Origin of the sequence: Cohnella abietis (assembly GCF_004295585.1) — a bacterium.
GTDB lineage: Bacteria > Bacillota > Bacilli > Paenibacillales > Paenibacillaceae > Cohnella > Cohnella abietis.
Window position 1 is genome coordinate 2149457 of sequence record NZ_AP019400.1, and the last position, 19852, is coordinate 2169308.

The 19852-nt window shown below is 47.1% G+C and carries 17 protein-coding genes; 6 read left to right on the top strand and 11 right to left on the bottom strand.

All coding sequences use genetic code 11. The features are described from left to right. Nucleotides 1-13: 13 nt before the first annotated feature. The 4 genes from KCTCHS21_RS08995 to KCTCHS21_RS09010 are packed head-to-tail and all read right to left on the bottom strand — an operon-like array spanning nt 14 to nt 5054. Nucleotides 14-1183 carry a YheC/YheD family endospore coat-associated protein gene (locus KCTCHS21_RS08995; protein ID WP_232058225.1) on the bottom strand — a complete coding sequence of 390 codons (1170 nt, stop codon included), beginning with the start codon at nt 1181-1183 and terminating at the stop codon, nt 14-16. Next, complete coding sequence (locus KCTCHS21_RS09000) at nt 1183-2559, bottom strand: YheC/YheD family endospore coat-associated protein (protein ID WP_130606945.1); 1377 nt, start codon at nt 2557-2559, stop codon at nt 1183-1185. Before KCTCHS21_RS09000 ends, KCTCHS21_RS08995 begins: the two co-directional genes overlap by 1 nt. Next, a complete protein-coding gene (locus tag KCTCHS21_RS09005; RefSeq protein ID WP_130606946.1) occupies nt 2540-3712 on the bottom strand; it encodes a YheC/YheD family endospore coat-associated protein in 1173 nt (390 codons plus the stop codon). Before KCTCHS21_RS09005 ends, KCTCHS21_RS09000 begins: the two co-directional genes overlap by 20 nt. Beyond that, the gene (locus KCTCHS21_RS09010; protein ID WP_130606948.1) at nt 3687-5054 is read right to left on the bottom strand and encodes a YheC/YheD family endospore coat-associated protein; all 1368 of its coding nucleotides are present in this window, start codon (nt 5052-5054) and stop codon (nt 3687-3689) included. The genes KCTCHS21_RS09005 and KCTCHS21_RS09010 overlap by 26 nt, the downstream gene beginning before the upstream one ends. A 197-nt stretch (nt 5055-5251) precedes the next feature. On the opposite strand from KCTCHS21_RS09010, the gene KCTCHS21_RS09015 reads away from it, so the two are divergent. From KCTCHS21_RS09015 to KCTCHS21_RS09025, 3 genes are all read left to right on the top strand, one after another. Beyond that, nucleotides 5252-6013 (top strand): class I SAM-dependent methyltransferase, encoded by a 762-nt coding sequence (locus tag KCTCHS21_RS09015; RefSeq protein ID WP_130606950.1) that lies wholly within the window; start codon nt 5252-5254, stop codon nt 6011-6013. Continuing rightward, nucleotides 6010-7059 carry an MBL fold metallo-hydrolase gene (locus KCTCHS21_RS09020; RefSeq protein ID WP_232058132.1) on the top strand — a complete coding sequence of 350 codons (1050 nt, stop codon included), beginning with the start codon at nt 6010-6012 and terminating at the stop codon, nt 7057-7059. Before KCTCHS21_RS09015 ends, KCTCHS21_RS09020 begins: the two co-directional genes overlap by 4 nt. A 522-nt stretch (nt 7060-7581) precedes the next feature. Further along, the gene (locus tag KCTCHS21_RS09025) at nt 7582-7779 is read left to right on the top strand and encodes a hypothetical protein (protein WP_130606952.1); all 198 of its coding nucleotides are present in this window, start codon (nt 7582-7584) and stop codon (nt 7777-7779) included. Between the two features lie 292 nt (nt 7780-8071). Here KCTCHS21_RS09025 and KCTCHS21_RS09030 read toward each other — a convergent pair whose 3' ends face one another. From KCTCHS21_RS09030 to KCTCHS21_RS09040, 3 genes are all read right to left on the bottom strand, one after another. Beyond that, the gene (locus tag KCTCHS21_RS09030; RefSeq protein ID WP_130606954.1) at nt 8072-9001 is read right to left on the bottom strand and encodes an IS3 family transposase; all 930 of its coding nucleotides are present in this window, start codon (nt 8999-9001) and stop codon (nt 8072-8074) included. Nucleotides 9002-9018: 17 nt separating this feature from the next. Next, complete coding sequence (locus KCTCHS21_RS09035) at nt 9019-9339, bottom strand: transposase (protein WP_130606956.1); 321 nt, start codon at nt 9337-9339, stop codon at nt 9019-9021. 633 nt (nt 9340-9972) lie between these two features. Then, a complete protein-coding gene (locus KCTCHS21_RS09040) occupies nt 9973-10521 on the bottom strand; it encodes a phosphatidylglycerophosphatase A family protein (RefSeq protein WP_130606958.1) in 549 nt (182 codons plus the stop codon). Between the two features lie 155 nt (nt 10522-10676). On the opposite strand from KCTCHS21_RS09040, the gene KCTCHS21_RS09045 reads away from it, so the two are divergent. Continuing rightward, nucleotides 10677-11762, top strand: coding sequence for a GerMN domain-containing protein (locus KCTCHS21_RS09045; RefSeq protein ID WP_130606960.1), 1086 nt, complete (start codon nt 10677-10679; stop codon nt 11760-11762). A 4-nt stretch (nt 11763-11766) separates the two neighbouring features. Here KCTCHS21_RS09045 and KCTCHS21_RS09050 read toward each other — a convergent pair whose 3' ends face one another. From KCTCHS21_RS09050 to KCTCHS21_RS09060, 3 genes are read right to left on the bottom strand one after another with little or no spacing between them, the layout of a single operon-like run. Next, on the bottom strand, nt 11767-12864 hold the full coding sequence (locus KCTCHS21_RS09050; protein ID WP_130606962.1) for a Ger(x)C family spore germination protein: 1098 nt from the start codon (nt 12862-12864) through the stop codon (nt 11767-11769). A 19-nt stretch (nt 12865-12883) separates the two neighbouring features. Continuing rightward, complete coding sequence (locus tag KCTCHS21_RS09055; protein WP_130606964.1) at nt 12884-14029, bottom strand: hypothetical protein; 1146 nt, start codon at nt 14027-14029, stop codon at nt 12884-12886. Between the two features lie 3 nt (nt 14030-14032). After that, on the bottom strand, nt 14033-15379 hold the full coding sequence (locus KCTCHS21_RS09060) for a spore germination protein (protein ID WP_232058133.1): 1347 nt from the start codon (nt 15377-15379) through the stop codon (nt 14033-14035). 137 nt (nt 15380-15516) lie between these two features. On the opposite strand from KCTCHS21_RS09060, the gene rph reads away from it, so the two are divergent. Both rph and KCTCHS21_RS09070 read left to right on the top strand, forming a co-directional pair. Next, nucleotides 15517-16263, top strand: a complete 747-nt coding sequence (gene rph, locus KCTCHS21_RS09065; protein ID WP_130606966.1) for a ribonuclease PH — start codon at nt 15517-15519, stop codon at nt 16261-16263. Then, the gene (locus tag KCTCHS21_RS09070; protein WP_130606968.1) at nt 16260-16919 is read left to right on the top strand and encodes an XTP/dITP diphosphatase; all 660 of its coding nucleotides are present in this window, start codon (nt 16260-16262) and stop codon (nt 16917-16919) included. The genes rph and KCTCHS21_RS09070 overlap by 4 nt, the downstream gene beginning before the upstream one ends. Before the next feature lie 1005 nt (nt 16920-17924). On the opposite strand, the gene asnB is transcribed toward KCTCHS21_RS09070, so the two are convergent. Next, the gene (gene asnB / locus KCTCHS21_RS09075) at nt 17925-19781 is read right to left on the bottom strand and encodes an asparagine synthase (glutamine-hydrolyzing) (RefSeq protein WP_130606970.1); all 1857 of its coding nucleotides are present in this window, start codon (nt 19779-19781) and stop codon (nt 17925-17927) included. Between the last annotated feature and the right edge of the window lie 71 nt (nt 19782-19852).

Here is a 19852-nt window from a genome sequence, read left to right on the forward strand (position 1 = left end):
TTGGGAATGAAGTTCACGAGGTAACGCCTCCTTGGGCTACTGTATTCAACCGGTGCAAATAAAGGCTATATTGAAAAATTCGTTCGAGCGATTTGTTACGAATATGTGGCTCGTCGAATTTCATGGGCTTGGAATTAGCCTCGAAAAACCATACGTGTCCCGCCGTATCCACTCCGAGATCCATAGACATCTCGCATAGTCGGTAGCGCGCCGAACGTTCGATTTGCTTTGCAAGTATAAGGGTCGTATTTCGAACCTTACCGAGTACCTTACCCGTTTTTTCCTGTCCAAATATTGATGTGAGTAGCTTCTCTGGTTCATCGATATAGCCACCGCGGGGGACATGGGTTGTTATACTGGAATCTCCAGCAACACGTGCCCCAATTCCTGATAATTCCCACTGACCAGATCCGTTTTTTTGTATTAACGCCCTCAGATCAAAAGGTCGATCATTTACGGCAGCTAGAGTGATGCCTTGCTGCGCGATATAGGGTTCTCCAAGGACCGCAGACTGCTTAAGCACGCGATCCCACAATCTCTTCATCGTTCCGCAGCGATAGGTTCGACTTCCTCGTTCCTCTTGAATCTGTAGACGGTAAGGGAGCGTCTTTTCCGGCTGCACCATTACCGTCATGATACCAACACCTGCTTTGCCTCTCACGGGCTTCAAATAGAGCATTCGGTGCTTTCTCAGCAACTTGGCAAGGACGATCGGATCGGTTAACCTTTTTGTTTCGGGAATATAGGATTTGGTAGCTTTATTCTCATTAAGCCATTGAAACAATGACCACTTGTTGAAAAATCGGCGGTTGAAAAAACGGATTCCTGGTTGCTTCGTTAAAGAAGCCAGCTTCTTTTTCACTCGGGGCAACCGCTCGTCTTCCCTTTGGGGGATTCGATTATAGATGATGTTAGGACGTGGGAACCAGGATTTGACCCAGGTTTCATCATCTTTGCTATACGTAAACCCAAGAACTCGTGGTGCATGGAGCTTCAGATTTTTCACTGTTAAAACATAAGTGACAATGCCCATCACTTGGCCTGTATTAATGAGATCCGCAAAATTACTTCTGTTGCCGCGAAATAACTGGATGTCATCCTCTATGGTAAGAATCGCGACGACCGGTTTCTCGGTCGCCGCCTCCATTGAGCTGTGGTTATTAAAGAGAGATTTAGGAATCATCAAGATTCATCCCTCCTGCGAAATTTACTCAAGTACAAGCAATGATCCAGAATATATTCTAGTGAGGCTTTCCCTTGCTCCTTCAAGGCAGGATGCTTGAAGATGGATCTCCCAGGCTTTGCATTTGCTTCGAACATCCATACTGCGCTATCCCGGTCAATCCCGATATCAAGTCCAAGCTCACCTAAGGTGTGGGAATAATTTCTTTCTATCGCTTCCGATAGCTTGATGGCCACGGCTTTGGCTTCCTTAAGCACTTCCTCGGACTTGGTTCCAAAAGTACGGCTCAGTGCTTGCTCCGGCGTCATGAGGGAGCCACCATTCTTAATATGGGTTGTTACACTGCCACGTCCTGCTTTTTTGGCGCCGATTCCGGCAACGACCCAGTTGTTGTTACCGTCCTTGTGCATGTGAAACCTGAAATCAATCGGGCAACTATCGATTTCCACCAAACGAATACCCTGTTGGACGACGTAGCTGCTCAAATTACCGCCATGTCTGGTTCTAAGCATTTTCATCAAACTATTGAAGTTACTAAATCGCAGCAGCACATTACCGCCGTTGCGGCGATATCGGACAAAATATCCTTTACGTGGGTGATACGTGAGTCGATAAATTCCAATGCCAAGACTACCGGCAGTAGGTTTGTAATACAGGAATTGATGCTTTTCCAGAAGCTCTTTGATTTTTTCGGGTGAAGGATTGTTAATTGATTCTGGCAAATGCTGAAGAGCTTCTAAATCCTTGTCTAGCATGCTGTAAACGTCAGATTTATTGAAGAAGCTCCAATTAAAAAAGGGAATCTTCTTACGAACAAATCTTTCTCGTAATGTTGTCATGGCGGTGCCCGTTTCGGCACGTCGACTTGGGAGCCGGTTGTATACGACGTCTGGAAGAGGAACAACTCTTCGAGTCCAGCCTCCACCGCCGTCAAGAAAATAGCCATGTATCGTTTCTTGCTGCCAATTGATATCTCTAGGTGTAAAGGCGAAGAAATATGCTTTTTTCTGACCAAGATTAAGGAGCTGCTTGACGAATCCGCTTCTCTCTCCGAACGGAGCTGAAGAGGAGCGGGTAGGGCTGTCGGTCAATACACCGATTAACGGTCCAAGCTGAATATCTTCACCCTCGTCATTGGATAAATACACGTTGCCGGATTTAGGAACTCTTACGGAACGCCGAAGACCTGCGGACATGTAGACATGATGACCTTTACGTTTAATGGTCCGCACCGAAGCGGGTACGATGTCTTTGCCGAGCTTGACATTAACCGATTTGCGTCCGCCTAGCTTGAGCAGCTTCGCAAGCGGGCTGGAAAACCATACAATACGTTCCGGCTGCTGTGTGAAATGGACGTTACAGATGGTCAAACTCATGAATTACCCTCCCAGGTGGTCTAAGCAGGATAGATCTGGCGTAGGACAACGGTTGCTCTGCGGCTTTGTGAGCTGCCTCTTTGCCGGCTGAGCCCATGGCGGCACGCCCGGGCTTGGAGTTGGCCTCCAGAAACCATAACTTACCGCTACGCTCAACCCCGTAGTCCAATCCAATTTCGGCAAATCGTCCCAATGATTGTTCCAACCGAGTGACGATCAGGAAACACATTTTGTTTATTTCCTGGAGCAGTTCGCTTCCACGTTGTTCTCCGACGACAGTAGTTAATGCTTCCTTAGCAGATGCGGCAATTCCGCCTCCGTGCAGGTTGGATGTTACCGTACCGGGAGCGCCTACGCGGGCTGCGATGCCGGTTAACGTCCAACGACCTTTATTATTTTTCTGCATTAGCGCACGTAGGTCGAACGGTTCATCATCAAGTCCCTTAAGCTCTAGTAAGGGCTGCATGATATACCTTCGTTTCCCAATCCAACCGTCAAGGCGTTGCAAAGCTTCCGCTTCGTTAACTCGGTTTAAGGTAAAGGGACGGTTATCACTATGTCTACCGGATAAGGTAAGCATTCCGTCCTGTGAGCGGACTATCGCGATAACCCGCCTACCCTGGCTGCCTGCTACCGGCTTCAGAAACGCGGAATTTTCTTGTTTTCTAAGCCATGAAACAAGGGATTCTGGCCCTTTATAGAGCATTGTGGGCGGAAGAATGGGTCTCAATGCCCGCTCCTGTAATAAGAGCTGGTGCACTTTCTCTTTGTTAGGCAATTGATTGTTTAGAAAAGTGATTCGTTTAACGGCTCGAATACGTTGCAAGGCAAGCTGGTAACGCTGCTTTTCCTTTTCGGTTTCAGGCCAGGAGCGATCATACACGACTGTTGGAAGCTTATATTTGGAAGATACCCACAGCTGCTTCCGCTCGTTCCAAACCCAGCCTTTAACGGAGTCGGTGTGTGCATCCCAAGTCCATGGAGAGAAGGCGAACAACGTAAGGCCTTCCGCTGCTCCGATTAAGTTAAGACGTCTAATAAATGAGCTTTCTGCAAAGGGTGGATTTCCGTTATGCTCACATACGAGAACACCCAGAGCAGCAGAAGGACGGCTATGAATGGGAAGTCTAGAATCCGGATATATAGCGGGCATATTGTATGATCATCCGTACGGATGGACGGATTTTCCCTTCTTTAAGTGGTGTATTATCATTCTTAGATGGCTTGGAATTAACCTCTAGCAACCAAACCCGACCTGAGGTATCGAGTGCTAGATCGATTCCCAGCTCACCAAAATGGGCGGGAATATAAGTGTCAATGCCTATAGCTATGTCCAGTGCCGCCTTCGAAAGGCGTGAGGAAGCATCTCCCCGGAATTGGATGGGAAGATTAGACTTGGCTACTGAATCTCTAACGGTGGAAAGTGTACCACCTCTTGCGAGATTGGATACGAAATGGTGGGTTCCCGCCGTACGGCTGACGATAGAGGTAATTGCCCATTTTCCACTCGCATTTTTTTGTGTTAATGCTCGGAAATCGACAGGTCTCCCGCCAATCTCAATCAAAGTTAGACCTTGCTGGATCAGGTAACGAACGGATTTCATTTTCCCGGAAATGGTAGAGAACAGTTTAACGAGACTTGTGAATGACTGTCTCTTCGTTCCACTAACAGTGGCATACAAGGCTTGCCAATTATCCGGTCCAATGCGAGATAGACGAATGATTCCCTTGCCCAAGCTGCCTCTTACTGGCTTCAGAAATACGGAGCTGTATCTAGAGCACATATTCTTTAGCATCGTATAGCTCTGAAGGGAGTGAGATTCGGGCAAATATTTCTGCAAGGAAGCATCTTTCTTGAGCGCATTAAATACTTCAGATTTGTCGAGAAATTTCTCATTGAATACATGTGCGCCATAACGGGTTTTAATTTCCTTCATAAATTGTTGAACGACAGGACGGTTTTCCAGCTTACGGGAAGTTAAGCGATTGTTAACAACATCGGGCGCTGGGAGCATCATTCTGTGCCAACCCTTCGTGTAAACCCAGCCTTCCACGGAGGAAAGAGTGGATCCAATTGCATTCGGAGTGAAAAAATACACATAGGCTCCCTGGCTTCGGCAGGCATCGGTTAACTCACGACAGAACATCGTAATATCCCCAAACGGTTTATCCGATTGCTCTGGATTATCCCGGCTAATGAGGACACCGATCAGCGGACCGAGGGCTAGAGTTCTGGTTGTTGCTTGATACTGGATACGGAGCGGTGTTCCGGAAAAGATACCCATTCTACGAGCAAGCGTTTGGCTAATCCGCAGCCCGTCATACTTGGGAACAGGGACGATTGTGACAGAGTGGCGGAACGATCCGAATTGTAAGGCAAGATGCTGTTGGGCAGGTATTTTCCACTGTTTCATCAGGGATTCACCCAACATTAGGACGTCATCGGACAATATGCCTGAGCTGATGACCTGGACGTCGATTTTCGGGGTGGACATGGTTCGTACTCCTTCCACCTTTGCGTATGTCGTGGCGAAGGCTCTCGTAGGCTTCCTTCCCGGGGGCTAGCGAGAATACTCCATCATATGAGGACATCTATCTATCGGTGATAGCCCTTATTGGATTGGGACTTGGTGTACGAATGATGTTATGATTAGAATAGATAAGCAACAACGCATAAAGGAGTAAGAGTTCTATGGGTGATTGGTTTACTGAAAGCTTCGGCGAAGATTATAAAGTCGTATACCGTCATCGGAACTGGGAAAATGCGATGCAGGAAGTCAGCGCCATGATGGGATGGATAGGTTTAGAGCAGGGCTCCTCTGTTTTGGATGTTGGCTGCGGTATGGGTCGTCATGCCTTGGCGCTGAAGGGTCTCGGATATAACGTAACAGGATTGGATTTGTCAAAAGTGCTCCTAGAGGAAGCAAGAGAGAATGATCCTGAGGAGTCGATTGTTTGGGTGAATGGTGATATGCGGTGCTTGCCCTTTGAAGATCAGTCATTTGAAGCAACTGTAAATCTGTTTACTTCCTTTGGATATTTCAAGGAGCTTGAGGATAATGCACAGGTTCTGGGTGAAATTGAGCGAGTGTTAAAACCTCAGGGACGTTATTTAATCGATTTTCTGAATCCATCTTATCTTATTAAGCACTTAGTTCCTGTGACTGAGCGAGTAGATGAGCCTACAGGACTACAAATCATAGAGAAACGAACCATTGATGCGGAATTTGTTGTGAAGCATATCGAAATAAAGCCCCCGTTAGATGGGGTGGGCAATCAGGCAGCAAGTCGGCATTATGTAGAGCGCGTGCGTCTCATTAGTCTTGAGCAATTTCAAATGATGCTGTCCGATTCTGGACTGATATTGGAAAAAGTATACGGAAGCTACGATGGAAGTACATATGCGGAGGAAAGCTCCGAACGACTTATTTTAACGGGGAGACGCACGATATGATTGCAAATATTCAATCGATTACTCAACTGGAGGATGGCTGGCTCCAAGTTAGGGTTCCACTTCCCTTTTCTCTAAAATGGGTCAATGCCTATTTGTTACCGGAAGCTGAAGGGTGGACACTTATTGATCCAGGACTTCGGACAGAGGAGACAGAAGCGTTCTGGGGAGCTGTATTATCAGAGCAGGATATTGGGTGGCAGGATATTAAAGCCATTGTGCTGACCCATCATCATCCGGATCATTATGGCATGGCTGGTTGGTTTCAAGAGCAAACAGGAGCGAAGGTTTATCTTTCCCAGGCTGCTCTTAATAGTGCGGAAAGGCTCTGGGGGGAGAACGAAATCTTTTCAGAACAATTGACGCAGGCATTTCTCTGCCATGGGCTGGCTCAAGAGCTGACAGAGGATATGAGGGAACATATGCGAGGGTTTCGGGAGCGAGTTTCTCCGCAGCCTGCTGAAACAGTTATTTTGCAACCAGGCACAATTTTCCGAATGGGCTTGGTCGATTGGGAAATCTATAGCGGTGAAGGTCATGCACCTGGTCATCTCATTTTCTATGATCGTGCTAGTGGGAGGCTGCTGTGCGGCGATCAAGTGCTTCCGGATATTTCGCCCAATATTGGCTGGATGCCTGGTGGTGATCCGGACCCCCTTGGTTCATTTCTAATTAGCCTGCAAGAGCTGTTACCGTTAGAGGTGGGAATGGTGTTCCCAGGTCACCGTAATCCATTTCCACAGTATCGGCAGCGAATTCAAGAGCTACTGGAGCATCATGAGCGTCGGCTTGTGAAAATGACGGAGCTTCTCGGTGAAGAGGAGAGGAGTGCGTTTGAGCTGTGTGAGCTGATGTTTGGCACCAAGCTACGGGGTAATACGCATAATTTGCGGTTCGCTCTGGCGGAGACGATTGCGCATCTCATTCAGTTGGAGCAGAGGAAGCTAATAGCTCGGGTTGAGTTAGACGATGAGTCAGCGGGTGGGGTAAGTGAGTCTCTGGGTGAGCCAAGACTAATTAGGTATCGTCGAATTATCAGCTTGGCGTAAAGCTGAGATTTGAATTTCTTCACAATTCTAAAGTAAAGTGTTACGTCGATTGATGAATGCATATTGTGCGTCGGTTTTTCGGGATTTTCCCGGAAGGACCGGCGCTTATTTGTTGTGAAGGGCATGAGAAATTAAAAAGGCAGGTTTGTGGAGGAGCAATGAGCAATGAGCAATGAGCAATGAGCGATGAGCAATGAGCAATGAGCAATGAGCAATGAGCAATGAGCAATGAGCGATGGAGTTTGGAAGAGGCACGATTGGAGAGAGTAGTACGAAATTTTCGAGCAACGGGGTGTGGAAGAGGCACGATAGGAGGGAGCTATACGAATATTTCGAGCAACGGAGTTTGGAAGAGGCATGATTGGAGAGAGCAGTACGAAATTTTCGAGCAACGGGATGTGGAGGAGGCACGATGGGAGTGAGCAATACGAATATTTCGAGCAACGGGGTGTGGAGGAAGCACGATTGGAGTGAGTTGTACGAATATTTCGAGCAACGGGGTGTGGAAGAGGCATGATTGGAGTGAGCAATACGAATATTTCGAGCAACGGGGTGTGGAGGAGCCACGATGGGAGTGAGCAATACGAATATTTCGAGCAACCGGAGTGTGGAAGAGGCATGATTGGAGTGAGCAATACGAATATTTCGAGCAACGGTGTGTGGAAGAGGCATGATTGGAGTGAGCAATACGAATATTTCGAGCAACGGGGTGTGGAGTAGACACGCTAGGAGGGAGTTGTACGAATATTTCGAGCAATGGGGTGTGGAGGAGGCACGATGGGAGTGAGTTGTACGAATATTTCGAGCAACGAGGTGTGGAGGAGCCACGATTGGAGGGAGTTATGCGAATAATTCGAGCAACGGAGTGTGAAGAAGGCACGATGGGAGAGAGCAGTACGAAATTTTCGAGCAATGGAGTGTGGAAGCGGTTCGGTCCCCTAATTCCGGAGAGTATCCAAGTAAAACTGTTGTTATTATAGAATCCCATTCTTTTTCGCCGCTTTGCTCAAAATTACAGCACACGATCGAATTTTTTGAGGTCTTCTTTGGTACCTTTTAACCAGTTCATGAATGCTGCCGGTGAACGCTTCCCTAAGCTGCCGTGCATCCGACGTGCGTTGTAAAATTCGATGTAGTCCCGCACTGCCTGGTACGCTGCTTCGAATGTTTCAAACGACGTCTTGTCCAATACGTCGCGTTCCAATGTGGCATGAAAAGATTCGATGTAAGCATTCATATTTGGTGATTTTGGCGGAATACGCTCGTGAATAAAGGGCTCATTCTCATCTGCACTGAGCGCACCAAACGCCTTGCTTATAAACTGGGGGCCGTTGTCGGTCCGGATAATCGGCCTTGCTTCGCCCTGCGACAAGCGGGCTTTGAATGCAGCTTTCACTGTTTGACAGATATGGATAGCACTGCACGACGAGCCTAAGTGGTAACCGACAATGGTTCGGTCGTAGACATCGATCATGTCTGCCAAATAGAAGAACTGATCATAACCCTCGACGTACCCATACTTAATGTCGAGCTGCCACAGCTGATTTGAAGCAGTGATTGTATGGTTGCGGGCTAATCGCCTTGGGTAGTGAACAATTTTCCTGCGCTGAGGCTTCAAAATGCCTAGCTCCTTGCAAAAACGGTATACCTTCTTATCATTAATCAAAGCCTGGTACTGGACACGTAAGCATTCTGCGAGCATGCGGTAGCCGTAGATATATTCTTCGCCTGAAATGAGTTCCGTCAGCCATTCCTGCACCTGTGAATTGCTGACCTTATCGCCATTTTGCAGCAGGGTATGGGTGGACAGAGGTCTACCACGGACAGGTGGAGTCGAGGCAACGACTTCCAATTGGTTCTTCCTAAGACGGCGCTCATAGTACGTGGAAGAAGCCACTGCAACCAACTGTAATACGACTACAACTGCGTTTCCCCGCTCAATGAAGGTTGTGGCAACCTCTAGTTTGTCATCGAGAGAGGGTTCTTCTTTTTTATAAGTTCACGCAAAATCTCGAGTTCAAGTTCTTTCTCGCCCAAGACCTTCATAGCACGGGCATGTTTTTCCTCGAGTTCAAGATAGCGTTGTTCATCTGCGGCGCGTTCACTGAATGTAGGTATGGCATCATCGCCATGGGTTTCTTGAAACTCCTTCACCCAAGAGCGTATGGTCCCAGATGTAACCTCGTACTTACGTGCAACAATAGCTGGCTTTATACCAGATAAAGCTTCCCTAGCTGCTTGATGTCTTATAGCTTCAAAAGTGCGATTACGTCTCCTCATATATCCTCATCCCCCTATCTTAGTGTACCTTAACTTTGCAGGCACTCTCCAATCTATTTAGGGGGCTTAATAGGAAGAGGCATGATTGGAGTGAGCAATACGAATATTTCGAGCAACCGGAGTGTGGAGGAGCCACGAAATGCGCCTGGAGCTAAGGAAACGAGCGAATAGACCGCAGACAGCGTGTTAAATGGTCCCGGATTCGAGGAAAAGACCGATTAGTCCGTTGACAGCGTGTTAAATGGTCCCGGATTCGAGGAAAAGACCGGTTAGTCCGTTGACAGCGTGTTAAATGGTCCCGAAGTCGAGGAAAAGACCGATTAGTCCGTTGACAGCGTGTTAAATGGTCCCGGAGCCGAGGAAAAGACCGATTAGTCCGCAGACAGCGTGTTAAATGGTCCCGGAGTCGAGGGATCGAGCGAATAGACCGCAGACAGCGTGTTAAATGCGCCTGGAGCTGAGGAAACGACGGATTAGTCCGTTGACAGCGTGATAAATGGGTCCGGAGTCGAGGGAGAGAGCTGTACGAATATTTCGAGCAACGGGGTGTGGAGGAGGCACGATAGGAGAGAAGCGGCGGTCTAACGAGGCCAGAAGGGCCCCAAGCTACGTTTAGCTTAGGGCCCCCCGCTACTATTCTTTGCCTTCCTCCAAAGCTTCTTCAATCGTTTCGCGTTCCGCCTGGTTGCGGTGAGCGATACGACTAGAAGCTGCTGCAGCTATAGCGCCAACGATGTCGTCAAGGAAAGTATGAATTTCACCGCTGTTTTTGTCGTTTAATTTTCTGAGCACGCCTGGCTTAAGCTTATCAACATAGCCGAAATTCGTGAATCCGATACTTCCGTAAACATTAACGATACTTAGAGCTAATATTTCATCGCAGCCGTAAAGGCCTTCATCGTGGGCTATCATATTTTGTAAGGGGGGAAGGAGCTTGCCCTCTTCCGCCAGCATATCTAACTGGATACCCGTAAGTACAGCATTCTGAACCTCACGCTTAGATAATACCGATTCCACGTTAATAACGCATTCTGCCAAGGTTAGATCAGGAAAATAATCTTTTTGCAGCAGCATGACCAGCTGTCCGATCTGTTCCTTGGTCACTCCACGTTTCGTTAGCCATTCTTCCGTCGCTCTGGCTACTTCCTTGCTATTAAGACGGTACACGTTCGGTTGGGACATGAACAACACCTCTTTCCGAAGCCATAGGCCTCCGACATGAACTTGAATAGGACAAACACACATAATTATCCCAAGGGCTCGTATACATAGTACTACAAATAGGATGCCGTTGGAACGCAGCACGCTCTTATGGATACTCAGATGGGAGGATTTTAATGATGAGAACGATGGAGAAACGCAACAAAATGTTTAGAAGATGGGGTGCTATTTTGCTGCTTGTGCCCTTGCTGTCGGGATGCAGCCTAGCATCAACATCCAAGAAGGAAGGGGCAGAAAGTATAGATCCGCCGCAGTCCGCTATTGAGCAGACTCTAACTCAAGGAGACGGCTCTTTGTCAAATTCTTCACAAGACATAGTGACTGTCTACTTACTAGACCGGAATGGTTATCTTGCCCCGATGTCCCTGCGACTAGATTCAGAGCAAACGTCTTCTCAATCATCTTCTCAATCGTCCCCTGCCGAGAAAGCCATCGCTTGGATGACTGCGAAGAAACAATTAACGGATCAGCTACCACGTGGATTTAGTGCGATTTTACCTGAAGGGACAAAGGTAAGCTCTGTGGAGATAGACAAATCCGCAGAAACAATTTCGGTTGACTTCGCAGCTCCATTCCCTAATCTCGTTGCTTCGCAGGAGCGTAAGGTCATCGAAGCGCTTGTATGGACTTTAACGGAGCTGCCTGGAATTAATAAGGTAAAGCTGTCCATTGCAGGAAAGCCGATTCAATCGCTTCCGTCCTCTGGTTTGCCAGTCGACCACGTGTTGACACGCGGAGTAGGTATAAACGTGGAAGCAGCGAAAGGCATAGAAATCAATCGCTCAATGGCGGTCACCCTTTATTTTTCAGCCCACTCTACTGACGGCGATGGTTACTTCGTTCCAGTTACAAGGCTCATTACTCGCCAAGCAGACCCTGCTAAGGCAGCACTTGAACAGCTTATTCAAGGACCCCAAAACACGAAGGCATTAAATCCGGTCCTAACATCTGACATGACGATAGAAAAGCTTTCCCAAATGGCAGACACCGTGAATGTTTCTTTAAATGACGCAGGATGGATGCCTAAATCACCGATTCCTTCGGAAATGATGGAGGCGCTAGTGCTCACTTTAACGGAAGTAACGGGTGCGCCGCAGGTACGTGTCGTCATGAATGGGGACGATTCATTGGTTGACTCAGATCAACGCTCCTACGCTAGTCCTGTCACTCGTCCGACCAATGTGAATACTTTATCGCGCTAACCGGTTATTTTATTAGACCAGATTGCTCGATGAACACTTTGCTGTCCACGTGGAAGGTAACAGTGGGATAGGCACTCTTCCATTGCTCCCATTCCTTGCTCCGCCCGAAATAGGTTGCCAAGTAATGCTCACCGAAGCCATAGGGATCAATTCCTGCGTCACGGATTTTGTAGAGCAGGTCCTCTAGCTGGCTGTTAAACTCCTTTTTGATGAGACTTTCGATTTTCTTCATATCTCCGCCCATGAAATTAGGTGGACTCTCCTCTAAGAAGCCAGACACACGGATATGGTATGTGATTACAGGTATTGCTGCTTGGCTGATGCTAACGTGAGCTTTTACTTTTGAAAGGGCCATAACGATTTTGGTACCGTCGTAAGGGACTGTAATAACCGATTTAGCAAAACGTTTAGCGGATATGTTGAACTGCTGCGTCTCGTCTGGATTTAAGATGAGGCGCAGCTTTTGTTTGTCTAAAAATGCTACTTTATCCGTTCGATAAGAATTGCTGTCGATATCTCTTCTTACAACCGGTAAGTATGCATCCTGACCTGTCTCTTTTAGTCGGCGGACCCAATCGAACAAATATTCTGTCAGAGTGTAGGAGGATTCTGTTCCTTCACTACCGAATGTGAGGAAAAGAGCACTGCCAGGATAACGTTCGGATTTAGGATTTAATTTAAGCACACTTAAGGCATCAGGCTCTGCCATCCCGAGGAAGGCTACCATCTGTACGTCCCGCCGCCGAGTTAACCAATCAAGGGGTTTTGCGAAGCCTTGCTCCAATAAGGATTTACCAAGTAGATAGATTCGGCAGTGTCCAAAATCCAATTCTTTGTCTACATGTGCTTTAATGTGACGCACCCCCTCGGCAATAGTTGGGGCTTCAAAGGTTTCAATCTCTGTATGTGCTTTTCCGCTTTCAATCTTGGAGGCGGGAATCGCCAAGCGAAGCGTAATTTGGTACGTGTTTTCCTTGCTCCCGCGATCAATCCCCATGGCTACGACGAAGAACCTCTTGTCTATGTCTTTGAAGCCACAGCTAGTATTCATACATAGGATCAATATTAAGAGGATGAACCCCATTCCTTTTCGGTATCTCATCCAATTTTCCCCTCACATTTCAGGAATCAGAGATAACAGCGTCCATCGCATTGGGGGGCTGCTTCTTTTTTCTACGAAAGCCCTTTATCGTAAACCAGGCGAGCAGACAGGTTGTAAGAAGATCGCTAAACGTTCTAAGAATTAGCCAGTTTTGGTGTACCAACTGGTTGCGAGTAGAGTTCGTCCAGTAGGCATAGGCCATTGTTATAGCTCCAAAGGCTAAAGTGATCCACCAATTAACGGCAGGAACGGGATATTGCTCTGGCTGTGGCTTATGCTTGGGATGGCAGGCTTTAATGAATTCCATTGCTGTATGCCAAGTGTTCATGGCAAACATGAGCGAAAGTGCGGTATAGAGCAATAGAAAGACGTACAGAACTCTATAAACAAATCCGTACTCCATGATCATTGAGTCTGCTGTAATACTCCAAATATATAAATAATCAGCGGCACCTACTGTACCGTGAAAGCCAATAGGAATAAAAAATGAGACAAGCAAGAAGAATGTACAAAATACCGGAATGATCCATCGATACCGAAGCTTCGTCCCTGAGGGTAGCAGGCGGTTATAAATAGTCAGCGTGTTATATCCAGCAAAAACAAAGGTGGCGGCGCATAAGGAAATGAACGATGGTGGTGTACGCACATACCCGGCAGTAATGCGGATGGCATCCCAATCCAACCAAGAACTAAAAACGGCTTTAAATAAAATCATTAGTATAAGCGGCGCACAAAGTAACATTAATATCTCTTGAGCAAACTGTACGCTACGAGTACAGCGGCTTGCCCCCCACATACCAGCAACGGTCATAAGGAGTAGGAAAAGATACGAATTCATATCGGGATTAAAAAATTGTTGAATGGTCGATGAATACGCATATACGACTAGCATTCCTGCCAGAAACCAGATTAATGCACCAAACAAATTAAAGGCTATTGCAATGCCGGATGGCAGGCGACTATTAATAATATCGGGAAGTCCCATACCGGGAAAACGCAAAAATAGAGAAGTTGTGACATAGGCGAGGACGGTTCCAACGACTACTGCAATCACAATAGCAGATACAGCGCCGTTAAAGCGATGCTGAATGAGCGTCCAAGGCACAAATAACATGACATTGATCATGCCGACATAGATTACGTGGTAATAGAAGTAGCGTGCCATATTTCAGCCCTTTCTCTGACCTGTCAGATCATTAGCACGGGGGGTGAAGAGTGCAAAATAAGGCTCTCCGAAGCTCCGTAGATTGCATAAATAAACAATTAAAACAAAGAACAATACTGCAATACCAGTGATTCCGTAAATCATAGCGATGATAACGAACCAATATTTGATTAGTCGGATGGACTGGCTGAATGTCGAATTGGGGATAACGAAATTGGAAATCGCTACAACTGATGTGACGATGATCATAATGCTGCTGACTAGTCCAGCTTGCTGGGCCGCTTGTCCAAGAATGAGACCGCCTACCGTTGTTGCAGTTGAACCAACGAAACGGGGAAGACGGATGCTTGCTTCAATAAGGGCCTCGATCATAAACAACATAATGAATACCTCGACGAAAGAAGGATAGGGCACACCTGCTCGGCTACCGTCGATAGTAAAGGCAAGCTGAACGCGAAATATTTCTGGGTTGTAGGAGACGATCGCCACATACAAAGCGGGCAGGAGGATAGTTAAAGTAATTGCGCAATATCGCATAACAATGAGAAAGCAGCTAATCCAGAAGGATTCGTAATCGTCGTCCATGGCATGCATAAAGTCAAATAACCTAACAGGCAGAATAACGGCAAACCGACTGCCATTAAGCAAAATGACAACCTTCCCTCTGCGCAGCATGACGGCTACACGATCGGGGCGTTCCGTCTGCAAAAGAGTCGGGAAAAATCGGTGACTCTTATCTGTCAGCTCCTTTACCAGCTGTCCGGAGGCTTGGAGCAAATCGATGTTCATTTTGTCCAATTGCTTGTGGAGCAGCTTAAGAACCTTATCATTCACGAATTTCTTATCATAAAGAATCATAATAGCCGTATGCGAGTAGTTTCCCTTCTCGTACGGTACTGTCGCTAAGGATGGCACGTTATACCGTGTACGGATGAGGTATAGATTGACGTCTAGATCCTCAGTTAATGCAGATTGTGGACCTTGAAGCGAGGCTTCTACCTCAGTGGTATCAGCTTCTGTCACTAAGGAGCGATCAGATTTGAAGGAGTAGCATTGCTCCTCGATTTGGATGAGAACGTATCCTTTAAGTAGAAGGTTCGGCCAATCTTTATTATTATTTGCTTCTTGATATTTCGGATTTGAATGAAGCATTCTGCGAAACTCGTCCGGATCGAAACGGTAGGAGAAAGGGACTAGTAGCCCATCTTTAATTCGTTCATCACACAGGTTTGGAAAATAAGCAATTTCCATCTGCCAGAAGCCATTGTCTAAAGTATCCGTGAGCAAGTCAGAGGAGCCATCGAATAAACTTCTTATGTCCGCGAGCATTCCTTCATCATCACCCTTCATTTTCCATCCTTTGTATATTGCCCCAAGCCATTCGGATCATACGCTAAAGTGTGCACGAATCGAATATGCGACTTAAGATGCTTTTGTGGGCAACCTTTGGTAAAATGAGAAGGATTCAGTTACTGGGAGGCAGAAAAATGAGATCCGACGGCAGACAATACCGTGATCTGAGAAATTTTGCGGTCACGCTTCATCCGAATAAATACGCAGAGGGCTCTGTGCTCATCGAAGCGGGAAATACGAAGGTGCTATGTACTGCATCTGTAGAAGAGAGGGTTCCCCCGTTTCTGAAGGGACAGGGTAAGGGCTGGGTTACGGCTGAATATTCCATGCTTCCTCGTGCAACGCACACTCGTAATCAAAGAGAGGCGGTAAAGGGTAAGCTGACTGGACGTACGATGGAAATTCAACGTCTCATTGGGCGTGCTCTCCGTTCAGTTGTAAACCTTCATGCCCTTGGTGAAAGGACGATTACTCTCGACTGCGATGTGCTCCAAGCAGATGGGGGAACACGGACGACTTCCATAACGGGTGCATACATTGCATTGGCGTTAGCGATACATAAGCTTGCAGGAACTCATTCCTTCGACAAATACCCGCTTACTGATTTCTTGGCTTCCATTAGTGTTGGAGTCATTCAAAATCAGGCGGCAGTGGACTTAAACTACGAAGAAGATTCCAAAGCTAAGGTAGACATGAATGTAGTTATGACCGGCGAAGGCCAGTTCGTAGAAGTGCAAGGTACAGGGGAGGAAGCTCCATTTACTCGTGCTGAGCTCGATAATATGCTTTCACTAGCAGAAGAAGCGATCTATAAGCTCATTCAATTGCAGAAGGATACCTTGGGTGCTGCTGGAGAACGGATTGGCGGAGGAAAAGCATGATTTCGGAAGGTAGCACATTACTAGTCGCTACTCGTAATCGAGGTAAAGCGAAGGAGTTTCGCGAAGCCTTTCAGCAAATCGGGATAACAGTGAAGGATTTGTATGAGGTAGAAGGTATTCCGGATATCGAAGAGACCGGAGAAACCTTCGCTGATAATGCCTACTTGAAAGCAAAAACAGTAGCAGATATTCTAGGCTTGCCTGTGCTTGCCGACGATTCCGGGCTGTGCGTGGATGCTTTAGATGGAGCTCCAGGCGTATATTCTGCTCGTTATGCTGGTGAGGAAGCTAACGATGAAGCTAACAATGCGAAGCTGCTTCAGGAGCTAAAGAGCAGGGTCGAGGGCTATGCTCAGTCAGAGCAAGACGTTTCTGAACAGGATTCGGTACCTGCTCCAGAGCTGTTAAGCTCTGCTCGGTTTGTATGTACGCTAGTTCTATACGATCCGCAAGACGGGAGTAAGCTTGTGGCTGAAGGTACGGTGGAAGGTCATATTCTTCGAGAGGCACGCGGAAGCGATGGCTTCGGATATGATCCATTGTTCTGGCTTCCTGCGCTTAATCGCAGCATGGCAGAGCTATCATTAGAGGAAAAAAATGCGATAAGCCATCGCGGACAAGCTTTACGTCGATTGCTTGAGCTAATTGAGCGATAATGTTGCTTTATAAAATCCTCCAAAACCATTTTTTTAATGGGGTTGGAGGATTTTTATATAAGTGTTGCGGGGCAATTAGGGATGCTTATCTAATATACCTGATCTCCAGGGCAAACAAATATTAGCTCGAATTCGTAGCTTCACTTCTCCATACTAATTAACAGCACAATCTCATACGCGTCCTCTCTTCGCGGTAACCCCTCGAACAAAGGGGCTAGGGAAACGGCATGAATGGTAGGAGATATACAGAAATTTCGAGCAACGAGGCTAGGGAAGGGGCACGAATAGAGTGAGGTATACGAAATATTCGAGCAACGAGGCTGGGGAGAGGCACTTTTGGAGTGAGGTGTACGAAATATTCGAGCAACGAGGCTGGGAAGAGGCACTTTTTGAGTGAGGTGTACGAAATAATCGAGCAACGAGGCTGGGGAGAGGCACGACTAGAGTGAGGTGTACGAAAAATTCGAGCAACGAGGCTGGGAAGAGGCACCTTTGGAGTGAGGTGTACGAAATATTCGAACAACGAGGATGGGGAACGGCACGACTAGAGTGAGGTGTACGAAAAATTCGAACAACACGGTTTGGGAGAGGCACGACTAGAGTGAGGTGTACGAAAAATTCGAGCAACGAGGCTGGGAAGAGGCACTTTTTGAGTGAGGTGTACGAAATATTCGAGCAACGAGGCTGGGAAGAGGCACCTTTGGAGTGAGGTGTACGAAATATTCGAACAACGAGGTTGGGGAGAGGCACGAATAGAGAGAGGTGTACGAAAAATTCGATCAACAAGGCTGGGGAGAGGCACGAATAGAGTGAGATTTACGAAATATTCGAGCAACGAGGCTGGGGAACGGCACGAATAGAGAGAGGTGTACGAAAAATTCGAGCAACGAGTATCGTGAGGTCGGCAAACAAAAACCAGTCTAACACTTACTCGTGTTTGGACTGGTTTTCTTTTTTGGGATTGAATAGCCTTACTAGATGGTCTCATAGTCTAGCCGAATCAGCTTATAAAACAAGCTTCACTTTATAGTGCCTCAGCCAAAAATCCATTTGCAGCAAATAGGCGAATAGCTGTGGGCCGGACATGAGCTGTCCGAACCAGGGGAGGTGGGAGTTGGTATCGGATGCTGAGGCCAGCTCTCTAATTTTAGGTACATTGATAAGAGGCAGCAGGGGGCAGCTTGGATCATCAAGCCTTTCTAATAGCTGTGTCCGGACAGCAGTTAAATAGTTAGGGTTGTGGGTCTTGGGATAGGGACTTTTTTTGCGATACAGCACATCTTCTGGAAGAACACCCTCCAGAGCCTTCCGTAAAATACCCTTTTCACGGTTCCCAGCAATTTTAATGTTCCACGGAATATTCCATACATATTCGACAAGTCTGTGGTCACAGAACGGTACTCGTACCTCAAGGCCAACTGCCATACTCATCCGGTCTTTACGATCAAGCAGCGTAGGCATGAATCGTGTAATGTTCAGGTAGGACATTCGGCGCATTCGGCGTTGTGCTTCGTCCTCTCCGGGTAATTCAGGAACCTCTGCTACAGCCTGTGAATACCTGTCAGATAAGTATTCGTGTGGACGAAGCTTCTCCCTTAGCTCAGGAGAGAGTATGCTGGCTCGCAGGTCTGTTGCTAACGACCATGGAAAAGTATCTGCTTTCAGCGCTTCTTCCCGGTGAAACCAAGGATAACCACCGAATATTTCATCAGCAGCTTCTCCTGAGATCGCTACGGTTGCCTCCTTCTTAATTTCTCGACTAAATAAAAACAAAGAAGCATCAATATCAGCCATACCCGGTGTATCCTTAGCAAGGACAGCAGCTTCGAGTGCGTTAACTAACTCGGGAGTATCGAATTGGACAGGGTGATGAACTGTCGATAAGTGGTCAGTCATACGCTTAATCCAAGGTGCATCTGAATTGGGCTGAAAGTCATGCGCTTTAAAATGCTTATCATTATCGACGTAATCAACTGAGAAGGTGTGCACGTTTCCTTGATTGTTCTGCTTGTAGTAGTTTACTGCTAGTGCAGTTAAAGCACTGGAATCCAAGCCTCCCGATAGCAATGTACATAATGGAACATCAGATACAAGCTGCCTCTCGACCGTATCTTTGAGCAAAGCGCCAACCTTGTCGGCAGTTTGAGCCTCATCCTCCTCATGCTCGTTGCTTATTAGCTTCCAATAAGCGGATATTCTCATCCCATTCCGATCGTACTGAATGAAATGTCCAGGCTTTAATTCATGAAAATTTCGCCAAATTCCGTGTCCAGGAGTTCGAGCAGGTCCAATAACGAACAGCTCGGCAAGCCCCTCAGCGTCGACTTCAGCCGGAACGTCTGGATGAGCCAGTATCGCTTTGGGCTCCGAGCCAAAGATAAATCTACCCTCTTCTCTGCGATAAAACAGAGGCTTTACCCCGAGTCTATCCCGAGCTACGAACAGCTTTTCTTCATCTGTTTGCCAGATTGCAAAGGCGAATATCCCGTTCAGCTTCTCTACACAGCCCGGTCCCCACTCTACGTAAGACAAAAGCAATGCTTCTGTATCGCATGTCGTGCGGAAGCGATAGCCCAAGCCTTCTAGCTCTTTCCGAAGCTCCGGGGCATTGTATAGCTCTCCGTTATACACGATTACGCAATCGTGATTATCCGCGTCTTTGGCGGGTCGTACCATGGGCTGTGCTCCATTAGCAGGGTCCATGACAGACAATCTACGGTGGCCGAAGGCGCAATGCCGGGAAAGCCATGTTCCTGATGCATCCGGCCCTCGGAGCTCCAGTGTTTCGGTCATTTTCTCAATAGCATCCGCCTGAGTTGTCAAATCCTTTTTCCAGTCTATCCATCCTGTAATTCCACACATGTGCCTTCAGCCCTCCTCTAAGCCTAAAAACCGATCAATAAGATGGATATGCGAAATTAGGCATAAAATGT